This window comes from Pseudoalteromonas sp. 4NS20-0020 (assembly GCF_057554385.1).
Genome location: NZ_BAAJMI010000004.1, coordinates 478911 through 497622 on the forward strand (window position 1 = coordinate 478911; position 18712 = coordinate 497622).

General features: G+C 38.8%; 11 protein-coding genes. 1 reads left to right on the top strand and 10 read right to left on the bottom strand.

Features of this window, described 5'->3' with window-relative positions:
* Positions 1-165: 165 nt before the first annotated feature.
* The 6 genes from AC27JL_RS12785 to AC27JL_RS12810 form a co-directional block, all read right to left on the bottom strand.
* Positions 166-1629, bottom strand: coding sequence for an SLC5 family protein (locus tag AC27JL_RS12785; protein ID WP_058429999.1), 1464 nt, complete (start codon positions 1627-1629; stop codon positions 166-168).
* 2 nt (positions 1630-1631) lie between these two features.
* Positions 1632-2381 carry a SapC family protein gene (locus AC27JL_RS12790; RefSeq protein ID WP_010557672.1) on the bottom strand — a complete coding sequence of 250 codons (750 nt, stop codon included), beginning with the start codon at positions 2379-2381 and terminating at the stop codon, positions 1632-1634.
* A 22-nt stretch (positions 2382-2403) separates the two neighbouring features.
* The gene (locus AC27JL_RS12795; RefSeq protein ID WP_487195764.1) at positions 2404-3945 is read right to left on the bottom strand and encodes a tryptophan halogenase family protein; all 1542 of its coding nucleotides are present in this window, start codon (positions 3943-3945) and stop codon (positions 2404-2406) included.
* An 81-nt stretch (positions 3946-4026) separates the two neighbouring features.
* Complete coding sequence (locus tag AC27JL_RS12800; RefSeq protein WP_010557670.1) at positions 4027-6807, bottom strand: TonB-dependent receptor; 2781 nt, start codon at positions 6805-6807, stop codon at positions 4027-4029.
* 212 nt (positions 6808-7019) lie between these two features.
* Positions 7020-7985: an aldose epimerase family protein gene (locus tag AC27JL_RS12805; protein ID WP_487195790.1), complete on the bottom strand. Its 966-nt coding sequence runs from the start codon at positions 7983-7985 to the stop codon at positions 7020-7022.
* Positions 7986-8231: 246 nt separating this feature from the next.
* Positions 8232-8621, bottom strand: a complete 390-nt coding sequence (locus tag AC27JL_RS12810) for an acyl-CoA thioesterase (protein ID WP_138740548.1) — start codon at positions 8619-8621, stop codon at positions 8232-8234.
* 33 nt (positions 8622-8654) lie between these two features.
* Between AC27JL_RS12810 and AC27JL_RS12815 the strand changes: the two genes are divergently transcribed.
* The gene (locus tag AC27JL_RS12815) at positions 8655-9359 is read left to right on the top strand and encodes a 2OG-Fe(II) oxygenase (RefSeq protein WP_006791311.1); all 705 of its coding nucleotides are present in this window, start codon (positions 8655-8657) and stop codon (positions 9357-9359) included.
* A 61-nt stretch (positions 9360-9420) separates the two neighbouring features.
* Here AC27JL_RS12815 and AC27JL_RS12820 read toward each other — a convergent pair whose 3' ends face one another.
* From AC27JL_RS12820 to acnB, 4 genes are all read right to left on the bottom strand, one after another.
* Positions 9421-10656 carry a cysteine desulfurase-like protein gene (locus AC27JL_RS12820; protein WP_138740547.1) on the bottom strand — a complete coding sequence of 412 codons (1236 nt, stop codon included), beginning with the start codon at positions 10654-10656 and terminating at the stop codon, positions 9421-9423.
* Positions 10657-10665: 9 nt separating this feature from the next.
* On the bottom strand, positions 10666-11298 hold the full coding sequence (locus AC27JL_RS12825) for a 2OG-Fe dioxygenase family protein (RefSeq protein WP_203985376.1): 633 nt from the start codon (positions 11296-11298) through the stop codon (positions 10666-10668).
* Between the two features lie 220 nt (positions 11299-11518).
* Positions 11519-15688: a PKD domain-containing protein gene (locus tag AC27JL_RS12830; protein WP_487195765.1), complete on the bottom strand. Its 4170-nt coding sequence runs from the start codon at positions 15686-15688 to the stop codon at positions 11519-11521.
* A 225-nt stretch (positions 15689-15913) separates the two neighbouring features.
* Positions 15914-18511 carry a bifunctional aconitate hydratase 2/2-methylisocitrate dehydratase gene (gene acnB / locus AC27JL_RS12835; RefSeq protein WP_286889685.1) on the bottom strand — a complete coding sequence of 866 codons (2598 nt, stop codon included), beginning with the start codon at positions 18509-18511 and terminating at the stop codon, positions 15914-15916.
* Positions 18512-18712 lie beyond the last annotated feature (201 nt).

Genomic DNA, 18712 nt, shown 5'->3' on the forward strand with positions numbered 1-18712 from the left:
TTTAGTTTTAATAGTTTTTCTATCGCAAATACTGAGATAAAACCACTGGATATACCACTTAGGTTTCATTTGATGGTTAACTATAGTGATAATCACATTGTTTAAAATAAAAAATCGGCCAAAGCTATACTTTGGCCGATTATATTAACGTCGATTAATTAACGTTTATTGTTTTACTGTGTCGTCAATTGCTGAAGATTTACCCGCCCATTGCGCGTTTAATCCAAACACGACTTTATTCACAGTTAATGCAAATGCCACACACACAAACAACGTCACTGGCATTAAATGAATATAGTGAATAGTAGTGTGAAGCGGTGAGCTTTCAAATGTCAGCATGCCATACATAACAACACCTAAAATAACCGCAGCGATACCTGCGCGCGCATCCACATTTTTAAATAATAAGCCCACTACAAAAATTGAGAATATAGGCATACTTAACAAGCCGTTTAGCTGCTGTAGTAAGTTAATAATGCTGTCAGCTTGCTGGTAAATAGGTACAAGCACCAGCGTCAAACTAGTTAATAATAATGTGACATAACCACTTAGCTTTACAACACTTGGTTCTTTATTAAAATATGCTTCGTGAATATCACACACATATAATGCCGTAGATGAGTTTAGTAAACTGTTATAAGTTGAAAGCACTGCTGCGGCCATTGCTGCGGCAAACACACCTGTTAACCATGTAGGCATTACATCGCCAACAATTCGTCCGTATGCGGCATCACCAATATCGCCATACAACTTGTAAGAAATAATACCAGGTAGCACCACGATTGCCGGAACAATCAAAAGGCGAATACCTGCTGCCGCAAATATCCCTTTTTGCGCTTCTTTGACATTAGGTGCTGCCATAGCGCGCTGTGTAATCGTTTGATTAGTTCCCCAGTAAAACATCTGAATGAATATCATACCAGTCAGTAGCGTTGGCCAAGGGATAGGCGAATCAGGACCGCCAATTAACGTTAAGCGCTCTTGTGGGATGCCGCTAAAGTCGTAATCAATTGCGTTAAGCGCTAAGAACACGACTAGTATTGCCATACCTAGCACGAGTAGCCCGTTGTATGTATCTGACACCGCAACTGCACGTAGCCCACCAAAAAAGGCATAAATGGCGCCTACAATAGCAAAAGCGGTTGCTATGTACATTAATGGTATATCAACTTTAAACATGGTTTGCATAAATAGCGAACCCGAGTAAATAACCGCAGGCATGTAAATGAGTGCATTTCCTGTAAAAAACAAACTACCAATAACGGCACGGATATGCTTATTGTTGTAGCGCTTTTCTAATAACTCAGTGGTTGTTGTGCAGTTATATTTGTAATAAACAGGAATAAACACTTTAGCCAATAATATTAGACCTATAATCGCCGCAAGCTCCCACCAAACTAATAGAGCCATTTGGTTCCCATTCATGCCAACTAACTGGTCTGTACTTAAATTAGTAAGCGTGATTGAGCCTGCAACAAATATCCAAGTTAAACCGCCTCCTGCTAAAAAATATTCTTTATTTTGAGTTTGCTCACTACGCCCCTGATCGCGGCATTTTAAGTATGTAAATAAACCAATTAGGCCCGTTACAATAGCAAAAACTAACACTTGGATCATACTATCAGACATTTTTACTCTCCTGCATTAGCGCGCATTTGCACACCTAATATCGTATTTTCTGAGCAATGGTTATGGTGTTTAATTAATCGGTTAACTTGAACTAGCGACGATAACATTGCATGGATAGGTAATAAGTAATTTTGTTTATTAAGCTCAACAATATCAGTGTCTGGCAATTTTCTTAGGGCTTCTTCGTCGATTGTGTAGATGCCTTTTACTCGTGTTTTCTTTCCATCACTAAAATTAATAACCAATTCTATTTCTTTAAGTAAGCTCAAAGAGAGTAACTTTTGGGTAAATTCATGTGAAACCTGTTCCTGCTGATAGTACTCACTCATTTTATCTTGAACTTGATGCAAAAATTGGCTCGGTTCGCCATTTTGAAATAAAGCTTCGCCCTGTGAATTATTCACATAGTCGCTTTGTTCATTTATGTAAATAGTGAGTGTTTTATCTTTTTCTGGATCTGGCCCTAACTCAAAAGGGGCTCTTAAAAACGCTGAAGGAACATGAACTGCTAGCCACTCTTGTTCTGTGAAGAACACATTATGGCCAGCGACTAAACCAAGCAATCCGACAGCGCGAAATTGCCCTTGAGTTGGCTCTTTCATATAAACAACGGGAAAGCTACTCGCAGCTGCGCCAAACTCATGAACAACTAATGATGCGTGGTGCTGATTTTTTGAAAAGCCGAAATTGCTATGTGGTTTTATTTTTATATCCTGATGTTTTGCAGGATCAAGTAGTACATAGTTAGACATGTTTATCTCTCATCAAAGGGAATTACAGTTTTGCAAAACCCAATGAATTTACTTTATTAATAAGATCTCTGTGAGTGGGCAAATTATATTTCAGCTGATCTATACGTATTTTTGTCATCTGTAGCTGTTTTTTTGCTAACTCACCTTGATTATAAATATGTTCCATTTGACTAAAGTCAGACTTAAACCCAACACCATATAAGATGTACTGATAGCTAGCAGCACTAAATGCTTCTACATTATCAGTAAAGTCATACTCGCTTGGGGAGCTATAACGCCAAATAGACAATAACTCTTGCAAAGAATTAGGAATACTCTGTGTATCGCGATGCTCAAGCCAAAACGGTTCAGTACGCTCACTCAAAGCATAATGCAACTTAAGAAAATCAATTACACCGCGCCACTTTTTCAACATGATCGCATTAAAACGTTTTGCAGTAATAGGCATCAATTCTTTATTTGGAGGCAATTGATCCGCGATATAATTTGCAGACGCTTCAATAAGCATGAGCGCTGATGCCTCTAGTGGTTCTAAAAAACCTGCAGCTAAGCCAACAGCAACACAATTATTCTTCCAGAAAATTTTTCGATGCCCTGGTTTGAAATTTATTTTTTTAGCTGTTTTTACCTCTTCCAAGCCAATGTAATTCGCAAGTGTTTTGCGAGCTTGTTCTTCTGAACAATGTTTACTCGAATACACATAACCAACACCACGACGTTCTTGTAAGCCAATATCCCATATCCAACCCGCCTCTTGAGCTGTTGAAATAGTATGACAAGCAATAGGGTCATTTTCATTGATATAAGGAACTTGAGTGGCTATGGCCGTATCAGCTAAAAAAACATCATCGCATGGAACAAACGGAACTTTTAGAGTTTCACCAAGCAACAAACTTCGCATACCTGAGCAGTCTACAAATAAGTCAGCTAGTTGTGCGCCATGTTCTTTGGTCTGTAAACAACTGATATCACCACATGGAGCTTGCTCAATACGATCAACGGTATCGCTAATGTGCTCAACACCAAGTTCACTAATACAGTGCTTTCGTAATAAAGCGATAAACTTTGCCGCATCTAAATGGTAGCCATAATTAGCTATCACTTCGTACTCTTTATTCGCAATAGTTTTCGGGGCTAAACCCTGTTCACATAAATATTGCTGAAAGCTGACGGCTTCAGAAAACGAGCAAGTAGGCTCAACTACATACTGCCAGTAAGGTGCTGGATCAACTTTATTAAACCCTTGTGGTTCTGTAAACGGGTGATAATAGACATCATCTTTTGCATTTACCCAGTTAACAAACTTACTAGCTTGTTTGAAAGTAGCTCCGCATTCACGCATAAATTGCGTTTCTGAAATTCCCAACTGCGATAATGTTTTACGCATCGTTGGCCATGTCCCCTCACCAACGCCAACTACTGAAATTTCAGGCGATTCAATTAGGGTAACTTTAATGCCTTGGTTGGATAGATTGCTAGCGTGTTTCTTTGCAAGAATGCCTGCAGTTATCCACCCTGCTGTACCACCACCCAGTACAATAATTCGATTAATAACACCAGACAAAGCGTTTACCTTTTCATTGCATGTTAAACTTTAAGAAAAAAGGGGGGTAAATCCCCCCTTTAAACTTACATCATAACCTGACTAGAACGAGCCTCGAATACCTAGTGCATAGCGAGAACCTGAACGAACTTGTTCGGTAAAGTGACTTGCTAAGCTACCGTGTTTAGACGTGTACTCATCAGTAATATTGATACCTTCAAGAATAACTGTAAGGTTGTCGTTTATGTCATAACTGGCGCTAATATCCCACTGTCCATAAGTATCTACGTACTCAGGCTCACCAGTATCACCGTTACGAAGAGTTTGTAAAAACGATTCACGGTTATTGTAAGCAATACGAGCTTGGAAACCGTCTTTTTCATAGAAACCAATTAAGTTTTGTGAATCACCTAATCCTTCTAACTGAAAGCCATCTTCACTATCACTATTAACAATAGTTGCATTTGCTTGGAAACCAAAACCATTTTCAAACGTATGAGTCCAGGCCATTTCTAGACCTTCAACTTGTGCAGTCGCACCATTACGTGGACGACTTACTTCAAAATCATAGCTTCCACTTGCTAAAGAGAAAGACTCTGTAGCCGGCGTTACTGTGATAAAGCCTTCAACATCTTTGCTGAAAATACCAAAAGATACGGCGCTTGCATCATCATAGTACCACTCGTATGACATATCCCAGTTTGTTGATAGGAATGGAGTCAAATTAGGGTTACCACCGCTCGCCAGTAAAATATCTGGACGGGTTGTGCCTATATTTGTAACTGGACGCATTGCTTCTAATGTCGGACGAGTAATCGTTTCTGAGTAAGCAAAACGTAACAACATATCATCTTCAACTTCAAACTTAGCGTTTAAGCTAGGAAGTAAGTTGGTGTAAGAGTTTTTAAGCGTAATTGGAACAGAAGCTCGTTGGCCGTTTGCATCTTCAATGTAAACTTGGTCAAGGATTGTACCGTCTAGTGGGTTTTGAGCAATATCAACTAATGTAGCCTGGTTACCCGATGCTGTAGTTGTAGTTTCACTGTAGCGAACACCAACATTTACAGTCCATGGTATATCACCTAAATCACCTTGGAATACAAAGTCAGCATAAGCAGAAAATATTTCTTCTTCTATTTCAAAACTTGTACCTAACTCAACCGGCGTATAACCATTTAACGCTGCAAACGCTGCAATATTTGCATCTGCATCATCACCGCGGTTGGCTGACTGACCAGAAATAGCGGCATCAGATTCTAGGTACGATAAGTAATCATCTACGTTGTAACCAAAGAATGATGATGGAATACCATTAAACCAACCATTTGGTGTAACTAGATATGCTAAGTCATCTGGAACATCTAGACCGTAACCACAGTAGAAACAATTTGGTAAGCTTGGCGATTGGAATACTTTAGCTTCTTTTGTTCTATCTTGTGTATACACACCGTAGCGTAATTGAGTAAACGTTTCGCTATTTGGTGTATAGGTGAAATCTGCACGCATTTCTGTGATTTCATCAGTTCGTTCATCGCCTCCACGCTCTACGTAGTGAGCACGAAGTTTACTTGAGTCTGCTTGAGTGAATGGGCCGTTAATTCCATCAGAAGATAACCCCGGTAAATCACCACCACCAGTGAAGTCATATGTATAACCGTTTGCGTAACCCATTACGGTGAAAACACGACTTTGATCGCCACTTAAATCTTCAGCTTTAGAAGTAGAAATATCAATATCTACTTTTAATTGATCTGTTAATTTCCAATCAGCATTAAAGCCAAAAGATTGAATTTTAACATTGCGGTCTAAACCTTGTTGAACAAAGTCAGTTGCACCTGAACCACCACCATTTGGATCGTCAAACGCATTGTGTGACCAATAAGTTACTGTTTCTGTTGATGGATCTACCTGAAAATCACGGAAGTTACCTGGAGTAAACCAGTTTGCATAGTTACTTACTTGAGACTCAACTTCAAATTTTGAATAAATACCGTCAAACGTTAAAGTTAGATCATCGCTAGCAGCGTATTGAAATACCAGTGTACCACTTGTGCGTGTGCGGTCTTCAACGTTTGATGTTAAATCTAAATTACGTGGTACCCATACATTAAATGCTTCTTTACCTGTACCTGCAGCAGCATCAAAGTCATTTGTTTGGATACGATCGACACGGTAAAAGCCACGTGTATCAGCTTGGTTAATTTGTGCATCACGCTTTTGTACTGATAAAGAGGCTAGTACGCCTAATTTATCTTCCATAAAGGTGTCACTTATGAGGCCTGAAAATGCAGGGGTTGTGCTTTCAGATAAGCTGTCGTAAGTTGCTTTTACATTACCCACAGCTTTGAAACCGTCCAAATCAAAAGGCTTAGCTGTATTTAAATTAATGTATGAACCAATACCACCTTCTTGATTAGCAGCATTTGATGTCTTGTAGATATCTGCACCTGAAATTAGCTCTGAAGCAAGTGTGTCGAAGCTAAACTCACGGCCAGCTCTTTCCGACGCCATTTGACGGCCATTAACAGTAACCAGGTTAAACTGAGGGCCAAAACCACGCACAGATATAAGCTGACCTTCACCACCGCTTCGGTCAATAGCAACACCTGTAATACGTTGTAGTGACTCTGCTACGTTTTGATCAGGAAATTTACCAAGATCTTCCGCCGAAATACCATCAGAAACGATGAGCGCTTCTTTCTTATCAGAAAAAGAACGCTTAAGGCTACTTATTAAGCCGCGTACTTCAATGACTTCGATATCTTTTTCTGCTGTAGCTCCCTCTGCCTCTTGAGCTGCAACATGGCCGCTTGCCAGTACACCAGCGATAGCTAAACTGAGTGCGGTTTTCTTGTTGAACGATAACTTATTGTTAATTATCATTTTTTAAAAACTCCTGATTGTGTGTAGTTATTTTGTCGTTATGTTGATTGAATAGCTTCAAAATTATTTCAAATACTATTTATATTATAAATACTTTAAACAAAGCAAAAGTGCAACCTTTTCCTTAATAATACGTATCACTTCATTACTATTGATTTTCTTTTTGTTTTCTTTTAATTAACATTAAAATCAAATTAAGGTGTTGAGTTTAATTACGAAAATGAATAAATAATAACCTGATTATATTCTTCATCAGGCAATAAATTAGCTTTAGGATAATTTTCGCGATTTGGCGCATCAGGCCAATTTTGCGCTTCAAGGCACAGTGCTTGTCGCGGCTTAAAAGGAGCACCAACAAAGTTTGCTGTGTATAACTGCATGCCTGGCTGAGTGCTTTTGAGTGTTAAATTAATACCGGTTTGCTGCGACGTTAAAGTAGCCATGGTATGAAGGCTGTCGTCGTTTTCAAATACATAACAGTGATCTAAACCATTAGCTGCATCTAATTGGGTGTGACTTTGCGTTAATGCATCTTTAACTAATTTTGGCTTAATGAAATCAAAGCAACTATTTGCAACGGGGGCAGGCTCGCCCAATGGGATGCTGTGCCTATCAATGGGTAAATAGTGAGTCGCATTTACCTGAAGTAAATGGTTCTCAATAGTGTCGCTGCTCTCAAGATTAAAATAGCAATGGTTAGTGAAGTTAACGAGAGTTTCTTTATTGCAAGTCGCTTTAAACTTAAGTAGAAGCTGCCCATTTTCTGCAGTAATGGTTTGCCATACTTTTAACTCTCCAGGAAAACCCTCTTCGCCATCCACTGAGCAATAATAAAGCTCAACCTCACTGTCGGTTTGTTTGGTTACTTGCCAAAGTACTTTATTAAAGCCTTTAACGCCGCCGTGTAGGCTATTAGGGCCGTTATTTGCTTCCAGTTGATACTGCGAGCCAGATAAGTTAAAACGCCCTTCAGCGATACGATTAGCGTATCGACCTACTGTAGCGCCTAAATAAAATGGGTTTTCAAGATAGTGCTGAGGATCGTCGACGCTAAGCGTCATTTCTTGGTTTTTAAATTTAATGCTTTTAATTATTGCACCAAATGGCAATATTTCGGCAGTTAGATTCTTAGAGTCACTAAGCTGTATAACCCGCATTGGTTCATCAATGGTTGTCATCGTCACGCACATTCCTCAAAAGTTACCTAGAAAACTATATTAGTTAGATAAGGCAGCTATATATATTATAAATAGTATATAACTCATATTGGTAACTCAATTAAAAAACGTTAAATTTTTTAATAAAATTTACAATTGCGCTATTTATTTAACGTTAATACTGAGTACCTTTTTAATTATTGGCACTCAGTTACTTATAATGGGCTAAGTTGAAATGTGCGTAACACTGCAGTCTCGGTTTGTAAATTAAGCCATATGCTTCTCAAGTGCTGCTTTTTCTTCAGTGCTCAAAGCTTGCTTAGCTCTTTCAGCAAAGTTATATCTGACCATTACAACCTTTCCAATTGCACAGCATTTATCATGCTGAAATGCCTCTTGCTTGAGTACAAAAGAGCTTGTGCCGATGTGATCTACAGACGTTTTAATCGTGATCTCGTGGCCATAAAATAACTCCCCCACAAACGACACTTCTATTTTGGCAATGATTAGTTTCCAGTCATGTGGGTTTAAGTCTGGCGTAAAAAATTTAAAAATAGGGACGCGAGCGGCTTCAAACCACACGGGGAGTACGGTATTGTTGATGTGTCCTAGTGCATCTGTTTCGCTAAAGCGCGGTATCACTTTTTCAATAAACATATTAATCCAAAAATAATTATACAAAGGTAAACCATGACGGACTTTATTCGCGTTTATGAAAACGCATTGAGCGATGATTTTTGCGATAACTTTATTAATACGTTCACGCAAAGCCCGCATGTAAAACAAGGGGTTACTTCAGGCGGTGTTGATTTAAAGAAAAAAGACAGCCACGACCTACACCTAAATAGTCACCCCGAATACGCAGAGCAATTAAAACATATACAACAAACGACTGCACAACATGTTTTTAACTATATTGAAGAACATATTTTTATGATGATTGGCGCATTTGGCTTAAAGGTTTATCATCCAAAAACGGGGGAAGTAGTAGATTTAACTCAAGAAAATTTTGATGAAGTGGGTAAGCCACAGCTCCCTGTCCTTGTGCAGCAAATATTTAGATTAGGTAATATCCAAGCGCAGAAATACGAGGTAAATAAAGGGGGTTATCCTTACTGGCACAGCGAAGTGTATCCTCAGTTACAACACAATGAAGCCCTGCATCGTGTACTTTTATTTATGTTTTACTTAAACGATGTCGAGGAAGGTGGAGAAACGGAGTTTTATTATCAAAACCGTAAAATAGCCCCTAAAAAAGGCACCATGGTGATAGCGCCTGGCTACTTTACGCATACACATAGGGGTAATAAGCCAGTATCAAACGATAAGTATATTTTAACCTCGTGGGTGCTATTTAACCGTGCAGAGCAAATATATGGTGCACCTAAAAGCTAAACCAATAAATAAGCCATAAGTAACACTTATGGCTTATTTATATATTTAGTAGACGACCTATTTAACCAAGTAGCTCGTCAAACATATCAAACAGCTTATCAAGCTCTTCGACTGTGTTGTAATGCATACAACCAATACGTACTACACCGCCTGTATCAAGCACGTTTAATTGCTTACACAAACCTTGCGCGTAAAAATGTCCATCCCACACACATATATGCTGTTTGCCTAAAAACTCTGAAACGGCGCGTGGCTCTAAACCTTCAAACGTTAAAGCAAACGTAGGGGTACGTTCGTTTAATCGATCAAAGTCATCAATACCGTACAACTTTATACGAGGGTAATTAACTAAGCGCGTTAAAAAGTGTTCACTGAGCGCCATCTCGTGCTGTTTAGTTTTAGCAAATGCAGCTGTTAGCTTTTCACGGCGTGTATGGCCATCATCAAGCTCGCTAATTGCAGCAATGTAATCAACAGCGGCAATAAAGCCTGCCATTGCTTCAAAGCTTTGGGTACCTGTTTCCCAACGTCCCGGCGCTACATCTTTAGCAGGCTCTACTTTGTAAGGCGTAAAACCTTCAAGATGCTCTTTTTTACCGTACACCATCCCTAAGTGTGGGCCAAAAAACTTATACGCTGAGCAGGCTAAAAAGTCGCAATCAAGGGCTTGTACATCAATAAGCTCGTGCGGCGCATAATGTACCGCATCAACATACACAAGAGCGCCCACAGCATGAGCTAGCTCTATAATGCGTTCAATATCGTTAATTGAGCCTGTAGTATTTGAAGCATAGGTAACAGCCACCAACTTAGTCTTGCTGTTTAATAAGCTTTCAAACTGCGTCATATCTAGGCTGCAATCGGCTTCATTAATCAAGGCAGTATTAACCTTAACGCCTTTATCTTCTGCGGCTTGCTGCCATGATGACACGTTTGAGAAGTGATCGGCGTTAGTAACAATGATCTCATTACCGGCTTGCCAATCGCGCGATATAGCTCGGCTAAAACTAAAGGTAAGGCTTGTCATGTTAGGGCCAAACACAATATTTTGAGCACTTGGCGCATTGAGTAAATCGGCTGCAGCTTGGCGTGCATTTGCCATTAGCTCAACAGTTTTATCGCTTGAAAAAAACGCACCACCTAGGTTTGAATTGTAGTGTCCTAAATAAGCAGACATTGCATTAAGCACTGACTGCGGCACTTGAGAGCCACCAGGGCCGTCTAAAAATATCGGCGATTTACCATCAACGCTTTGCATTAATGCCGGAAACTGCTCACGTAATTGCGCTATATTCATGCTCATCCCTTAAGACGTAAGTACAAAGCAATCCAGGTAACCTGGTTTGCTGGCATCAACTTTGTTCATTGGTGTGGCGTTATGCCACACTTGACGGTCGTTTATAAGCGCAAACATGCCGTCTTTAATTTCCATTTTAAAACATGGCTCAGCTTGTTTGTTTTCGTATACAAGTAACTCGCCACCTTCTAAGTTTTCGTGCGAAACACCGCATATACATACATGATCAAAACCGTCTTGATGCACGCCTTCAGGCGCTGCTGGCGTATCGCTATCAATGGCTAACATTCTAAATTGATGTATTTCAATATCGCGATCTTCATCAATACCGGTAAGCTGGCAAAACTCACTGACAATACTTTTCATGCCATCTGATTCAAGTAGGCTTTGCTCTAAATTTTCGTAAGTACGTTCAACGTTACCTTGAAACGTATTAATTGAATCGTCTTGAACAAATGCTTTGGCAGCTTGCAATTTTAGCTCACCATTTTGAAATTTAATTACTGAATAACGACGCTTACGAAATTCGCCATCTGCATATGGATTTGCAGGTAGGTTATCAAAAGAAGGCTTAACCAAATCAATATTTGCTTGGTTAATAAAACGAAGTTGCAGTAAATTCTGGTTGTTTAATGCAGTCATGAAATCTCGCCTAAAATAATGAGAATATTAAAAGAGATTTTAATGCATGTAGCGAGGAATTTCTGAGCATAAATTGAGGTATAAAAGATTAAAAGTTAAAGTTTAAGATCTAAATTTATACTTTATTGAAAATTTAATTCAAAAAAATTGGCTACACTATGTAGCCAATCTATTGAGTTTAACAATCGCTGTAATTTACATCAGTAACCAAAAACAATATTTACTCTACTAGTTCGAATGAAACATTAATATTACAGCTTTGTGCCAAATAATGAATAGTGTATGTATTATCTTCTAAAACACCACCACACCCGCTTATTGACTCTAATTTATAGCCTGTATTTGCAAAGATATTAAAGGTTAACGTATCACCATGAAAACTTGTATAGTTTTCAACCCCGTTATTTAGTACTCCATTACCATCTGAATAGACAGTAACGTCATACCTTGGCTCAAAAATCGTAAAGATCATCTTTTCTTGATTTTGACATGTTGTTCCTTGTAAATACTCACAAAGTACTATCTCATCGCGATCATTTGAAATAAACTCAATGGCCTTACTTTGACCGTCTCGATCATAAAGAAACTTACCTTCAACTAATTCAAGTGATGTATATTTGATATCGTTTTTCCAAAGCTCATAACCATCAATATAGTAAACCCCCCACTTTACAAAGTTCTCACCACTGCGTTCGTAAATTTTAAAAGGGACTTCGTGATCATAAAATTTGTCAGCGCTTGTATTTGCGATATAGTTTTCAAAGTAAAGCGACGCGTAAGAAGAGCGTTCTTCCCCTGAGGTAGTATCAAATGCTCTAGATACACGCTCAACAACTTGATAGTCATCATTACTGTTAATAAGCCTATAATTCATTGAAAAATCTATTAAACATGTTTCTAAAGCCAAATCGCAATCAGAACCGTACCTCCCAGTTAGTTGATCATATTTTCGGCTTCGTCTAAAGCTGTCATCTTTAAATTCACCTTGAACGGAGCTTGTAGAATAAGTGAAGAATACTTGGCCATCTTCATATATTTGCAGCTCATCCCAAATGTTCTCTGAGTCATGACCTTCTTTGAATAAGTGACGACCAGCAAAGTTACTTGGTGTTATTGCTTGCTCTTCACGTCTTACCATTACAGCAACATTAATCTGCCTTTCATCTTCATATTCGCTTTGCATTATTACTTGATAACCAAGGTCTATATCTTTAGTAATATATATATCTTCAACGCTATTAGAGGTCGTAATTTTAAGGCCCATTACTGTTTGCTGCCAAGTAAAGCTTTCTGTTTGCGTTGCATCAATAGTATCGACTACGCTACCTGTTCCATTGTCATTTAGCAGTAGTTCCTTAACTGTTCTTTCAGATGGAATGTCTAAAGACCAGCTTCCAACCAAATCGTTTGAGGCTAAATCAACTTGAGGCTCTACTGAATCAAATAATTTAACATGGCTATCACTTTGCCATTCTTCAATAAATTCCTCGTTACGAAACTTACTTATACTTTGTTTCATTTCGTACCAGCCATCACCCAAGTCAAAACGCTCTTTCAAGGTAATATAGGTCATTACATCTTTAAACCTAACTTCTACTTGAGAGCCATCCACGTATTCATACGCTATACTTTCATTTAATACATACTCATCAGAAAAATTAACTCTAATTTCGTCAAAATATTTATACCAAGATGTTGCTACTTGAACATTACCAGTAAATGTACCCTCTTCATTTTCGTTAAGTTCTAATTTAAACGAAGTAGATGTAAAATAATCAGGGTTATTAATCAAAAATTGCCCTGATAGTGTTTCTGGTTTTTCCACAAATGTTGCATTGATCTCGCAGTCGTTGTGCCCGCTAAACGCAATATAATATTCCCCTTCAATATAACCTTCGCAGCCTTCAATTGAGTCAACTTCGTAACCTTCATTTGGTACTATATTAAAACCAACCAGTTGATAAAAAGGTACCTCTTGTACTTCTGGCTGTAATTGCCCAAATTCATTAGATACAGCTGTTAAAGTTACACGTGGGTTTTTAGATTGATAAACGATTTTATCGCTCTGTGTACAACTACTACCTTGTTGGTAATTACAAATAGTGTATGTTTCACCATCACCACTAACAATTTCAAAAAGCCATGTGCGCTCATCTTTTCGATATTCAATTACACCTTCATTTAACTGCGCTTCATACTCTATCCCGTCGATTGTTATCGTAAATGAGCTGTCATCATAATTAACTCTGATTCGATCCTCTATAACTAGATCACCAGCACTTTTATAAAGGTTAAAACTATTTTGTAATAAGTAAGGCGTAAACTCTGAATAGCTTAGCTCTTTACTATACTGATAAATAAGTAATCCCTTTTGAATATCATCAATATCGCCTTCAGAAGAAAACCATTTAAACTCTCTTAGTAAGAAGTAATGGCTGTCCTTTACTGCAACGATGTCATGAGTTACTTCAGCGCTTAAGTAACATGTTTCATCAAACCCTTCACAACTGCTAACGGTGTAGCCATTGTACTTATATCGACGACGAGTTAATTTACCATCCTCAAGAATCCCTTGGTAAGACGTAGTTCCTAGCCCTAACATTATTGTGCCATCGGCAAACACGTTCATATCATAAAGTTGTGACGTGCCAACAAAGCCCTGCCAACGCCCAACTAAATCGTCATTTGATAAAGACACCGCTTCTCTTTTTATCATTAAGCCATATTGACTATCAGCAGGGTCGGCTGTTGAAGTATCTAATGAAACTAATTGATAGCCTGCTTTAAGATTTTTAGTAAACCAAAAACTTGTTGTACCAACGCTACCGTCTTCATCATAGGTTACTATTAACTTATTATTTGTCAGCTCCCACTCAAACTGTGCTGCGTTATCACTTAAAACAGCACCGGTTCCATCCTCATAAAATGCAATAGTCTCTAGGTAGGTAATATAATTACGGCCTTCAGTTCGCTGCATTTCCCACTCGCCAACAACATCTTCGACCGTCAAACTTAATGTTTTACTTTTAAGGATAAGATTAGTAGTTTGTATTTCTTGCTTGTTTTGCGCCTCAATGCTGTCTTCGTAAACCGTAATATCGCTGTTAATATCTATTGTTTTAAAAACATCGTTTTCACCGAGTACTTGCAGTGAAAATGAATTTAAATGATCCTCATAAATAGTTTCAACATCGTCTTCTATTTGGGAATATTTGTTAATGAGTACTGGAGATTGCAAAGTAACTTCTATCTTACCACTTACTTCTTGCCACGTTACTGGGCTACCCGTAACTGCATGATATTGACCAGTGCCATTTTCATTTAAGGTTAGGTGACTGGCATGGTTTGTATAGTAACGCGGAGAATTAATTATATACTCACCAACCAATGGTTCTTTTGAGCCTGAGACCAAATCTTCGTCTTCTTTAATCTCAGTTTTAGTTTGCTCTATTAGGTCGGGATCTTGCTCGTTAACTTCTTCTTCAAACTGCTGTGCAGCTTCTTCATCGGTAACTAAATCGAGGGTGCTCTCTATCCCCTCCGGCAACTCATAATCAGAGTTATCTACAATAATTTTAATTAAGCTCGCAAGTTGCACTTTTTCGTCTGCATCAACATTTAAGAGTGCATTATCTAGCTCACTTTCACTAGTGGGCTCATCACCATCTCTTACAATTAATGCATACTCTGCTGTAGTTACATTGGTGGTGTTAACACCAAAGTTTTCGTCACTATCTAAAATGCCATCATCACCAGCCTGCGAAGCTAACTTTTTGACAGAGCTGAGCTGAGAGATAAACTCAACCCCTGGGTTTAAGTCATCTCGCCCTTTAGCCTTAACTTTTACTAGCGTGTGCTCTAAAGCCTCATCGACATCTAATACTATGGTGTAAACACCATTTTCATCTGCTGTAGCTAAATAAGTTTTATCACCTATTATTATTTCTACACTTGCAAAACTAATAGTATTGTCAGTAATTAAGCCATTAAGCGTAACTGCCGTTGAATTACGTTTAATTAATACTTGCTGAGTAGCGCTTGTTGTTGCCCCATCATTATCTTCTACAGTCACTGTGAAATTAACAGTTACATCTTCTGTAATGTCGGGTGAAAGGTAAGTGATTTCGTTGGAGTCGGGATTTTGCGCACTTAAATTTAGTGTAGAATCATGTTGCCAATTATAACTAATGATTTGACCATCTGTATCAATAGCGTTGGCTGTTAGAGTAAAAGCCGTTTTCTCTTGTATTTGATTTTGAGCTGTAATTTCAACAGTGGGGACTACGTTATCATCTTCAATAATATCATCAATATCACAACCTGATACAAACAGGCAGGCACTCATCGTACTTGCTAGTAAACCATATCGGTATTTTTTATTTACATCCATTATGTGCTCCAAGACTAAATTTAGATGGAGCAAAAAAATACTTGATGATCGCTCCCTCAATCATTAACAAGTGTTATCAAAACATATAATTGTTTATTTTTTGTTAAAAAGCAAACCTATTTCATTACTTTTAATAAACTAACCCTCTTCATACCTTAATTGATACATATAAACTTAAACAATAAAAAACCCGCCGAAGCGGGTTTTTTATTCAAACTCTATAAATTAAACAGCTTGCTGAATAATTACGTTGTCTGCTTTTTTAGTGTACTGAGGCATACGGTGGAAGTTCAAGTAACGGTATGTATCTGCAGCCGTTGCATTGATTTTCGCTGCATATTCTTGGTACTCAGCCGGAGTAGGTAATTTACCTAAAATTGCCGCCACTGCAGCAAGCTCTGCTGATGCTAAGAATACGTTTGCGCCTGTACCTAAACGGTTAGGGAAGTTACGTGTTGAGGTAGAAACAACCGTTGCTTTATCTGCAACGCGTGCTTGGTTACCCATACACAGTGAACACCCTGGAGTTTCAATACGTGCACCAACACGACCAAAGATACCGTAGTAACCTTCGTCTGTAAGTTGGTCTTTATCCATCTTCGTTGGTGGAGCAACCCAAAGCTGTGTTGGAATACGACCAGTAAAGCCATCTAATAATTTACCTGCGGCACGGAAGTGACCAATATTAGTCATACAAGAACCGATAAATACTTCATCGATTTTCTCGCCTGTAACGTCAGATAGTAAACGCGCATCATCTGGGTCATTCGGTGCACAAAGTACTGGCTCTTTAATATCAGCTAGGTCGATTTCAAGTACGTGCTTGTATTCTGCATCCGCGTCAGCTTCCATAAGTTCTGGGTTAGCTAACCAATCTTGCATTGCAGTAATACGACGCTCGATTGTACGAACATCGCCGTAACCTTCAGAGATCATCCACTTAAGCATAACAATGTTAGACTCAAGGTACTCAGAGATAGACTCTTTAGAAAGCTTAACAGTACAACCTGCAGCTGAACGTTCTGCTGATGCATCTGATAGTTCAAATGCTTGCTCAACAGTTAAGTGCTCAACACCTTCAATTTCTAGTACACGGCCAGAGAATTCGTTGATTTTACCTTTCTTCTCAACCGTTAATAAGCCTTCTTTGATACCGTAGTAAGGAATTGCATGAACAAGATCACGTAATGTGATACCTGGCTGCATTTCACCTTTAAAGCGAACCAAAATAGACTCAGGCATATCAAGTGGCATAACACCTGTTGCTGCTGCGAATGCTACTGCACCTGAACCCGCTGGGAACGAAATACCTAATGGGAAACGAGTATGTGAATCACCACCAGTACCTACGGTATCTGGTAATAACATACGGTTTAACCACGAGTGAATTACACCGTCACCAGGGCGAAGTGAAACACCGCCACGGTTCATGATGAAATCAGGAAGCGTATGGTGCGTGTTTACGTCAATTGGTTTAGGGTAAGCAGAGGTATGACAGAATGACTGCATTGTTAAATCTGCAGAGAAACCTAAACATGCTAAGTCTTTAAGTTCATCACGTGTCATAGGACCAGTAGTATCTTGCGAACCTACAGTAGTCATTTTAGGCTCACAGTATTGGCCTGGGCGAATACCGGCTACGTTACATGCTTTACCAACCATTTTTTGCGCTAGTGTAAAGCCTTTGTCTGACTCTTCAGTCACTGCTGGTACTTTAAATACATCAGTAGCACCTAAACCTAAAGATGTACGTGCTTTGTCTGTTAAACCACGACCAATGATAAGTGGAATACGACCACCAGCACGAACTTCATCAAGGATTACATCTGATTTAAGTTCGAAAGTAGAGATAACATCATCAGTACCATGGCGTTTAACAACACCTTCGTATGGGTAAATATCAATTTGATCACCCATGTTGAACTCGTCAACATTTAATTCGATTGGTAATGCGCCAGAATCTTCCATTGTGTTAAAGAAGATAGGTGCTATTTTGTTACCTAAACATACACCACCAACACGTTTGTTTGGTACAAATGGGATATCATCACCCATAAACCAAAGCACAGAGTTAGTAGCAGACTTACGAGAAGAACCAGTACCTACAACGTCACCTACATAAGCAAGTGGTAAGCCTTTAGTTTTTAATTCTTCAAGCTGTACGATAGGACCTACTTCACCTGCTTTATCTGGGTTTATGCCATCACGCTCATTTTTTAGCATTGCCAAAGCATGAAGTGGGATATCAGGACGTGACCATGCATCTGGTGCAGGTGATAAGTCATCGGTGTTTGTTTCACCCGTTACTTTAAATACAGTAACAGAGATTTTTTCAGCTACTGCTGGCTTATTTGTAAACCATTCAGCTGCAGCCCAAGATTCGATAATTTGCTTAGCAAACACATTGCCTGCTTTGGCTTTTTCTTCTACGTCGTAGAAAGCATCAAACATAAGTAATGTGTTTGAAAGGCCTTTTACTACGATTGGCGCTAATGATTCGTCATCAAGTAGGTCAATCATTGGCGCGATATTGTATCCGCCTAGCATTGTTCCTAATAATTCAGCTGCTTTTTCTTTAGAGATAAGAGAAGTAGTCGCTTCACCTTTAGCAACAGCGGCTAGGAAGCCTGCTTTGATGTAAGCAGCGTCATCAACACCTGGTGGTACACGATTGATTAATAAATCTAAAATGAATTCTTCTTCACCTGCCGGTGGGTTTTTTATTAATTCAATAAGATCAGCAGTTTGCTGAGCATCTAATGGCGCTGGTACGATACCTAACGCGGCACGTTCTTCTACGTGTTTACGATATTCTTGTAGCACAATATTGCCCTCTTGGTGACGTGAAAGTATTCGGTAGCGCTTCATGCGCACTTGTTACCCAATACTTATAGTATTCTAACGCGTAATTATAAAGCTTTTATAGATAGATGAAAATCCATCCAGTTACACAACTGATTATACCGACTATAAACACTATGAATAGTAGTTACGGGAAATTCTATTTCCATGAATACTTGTTAA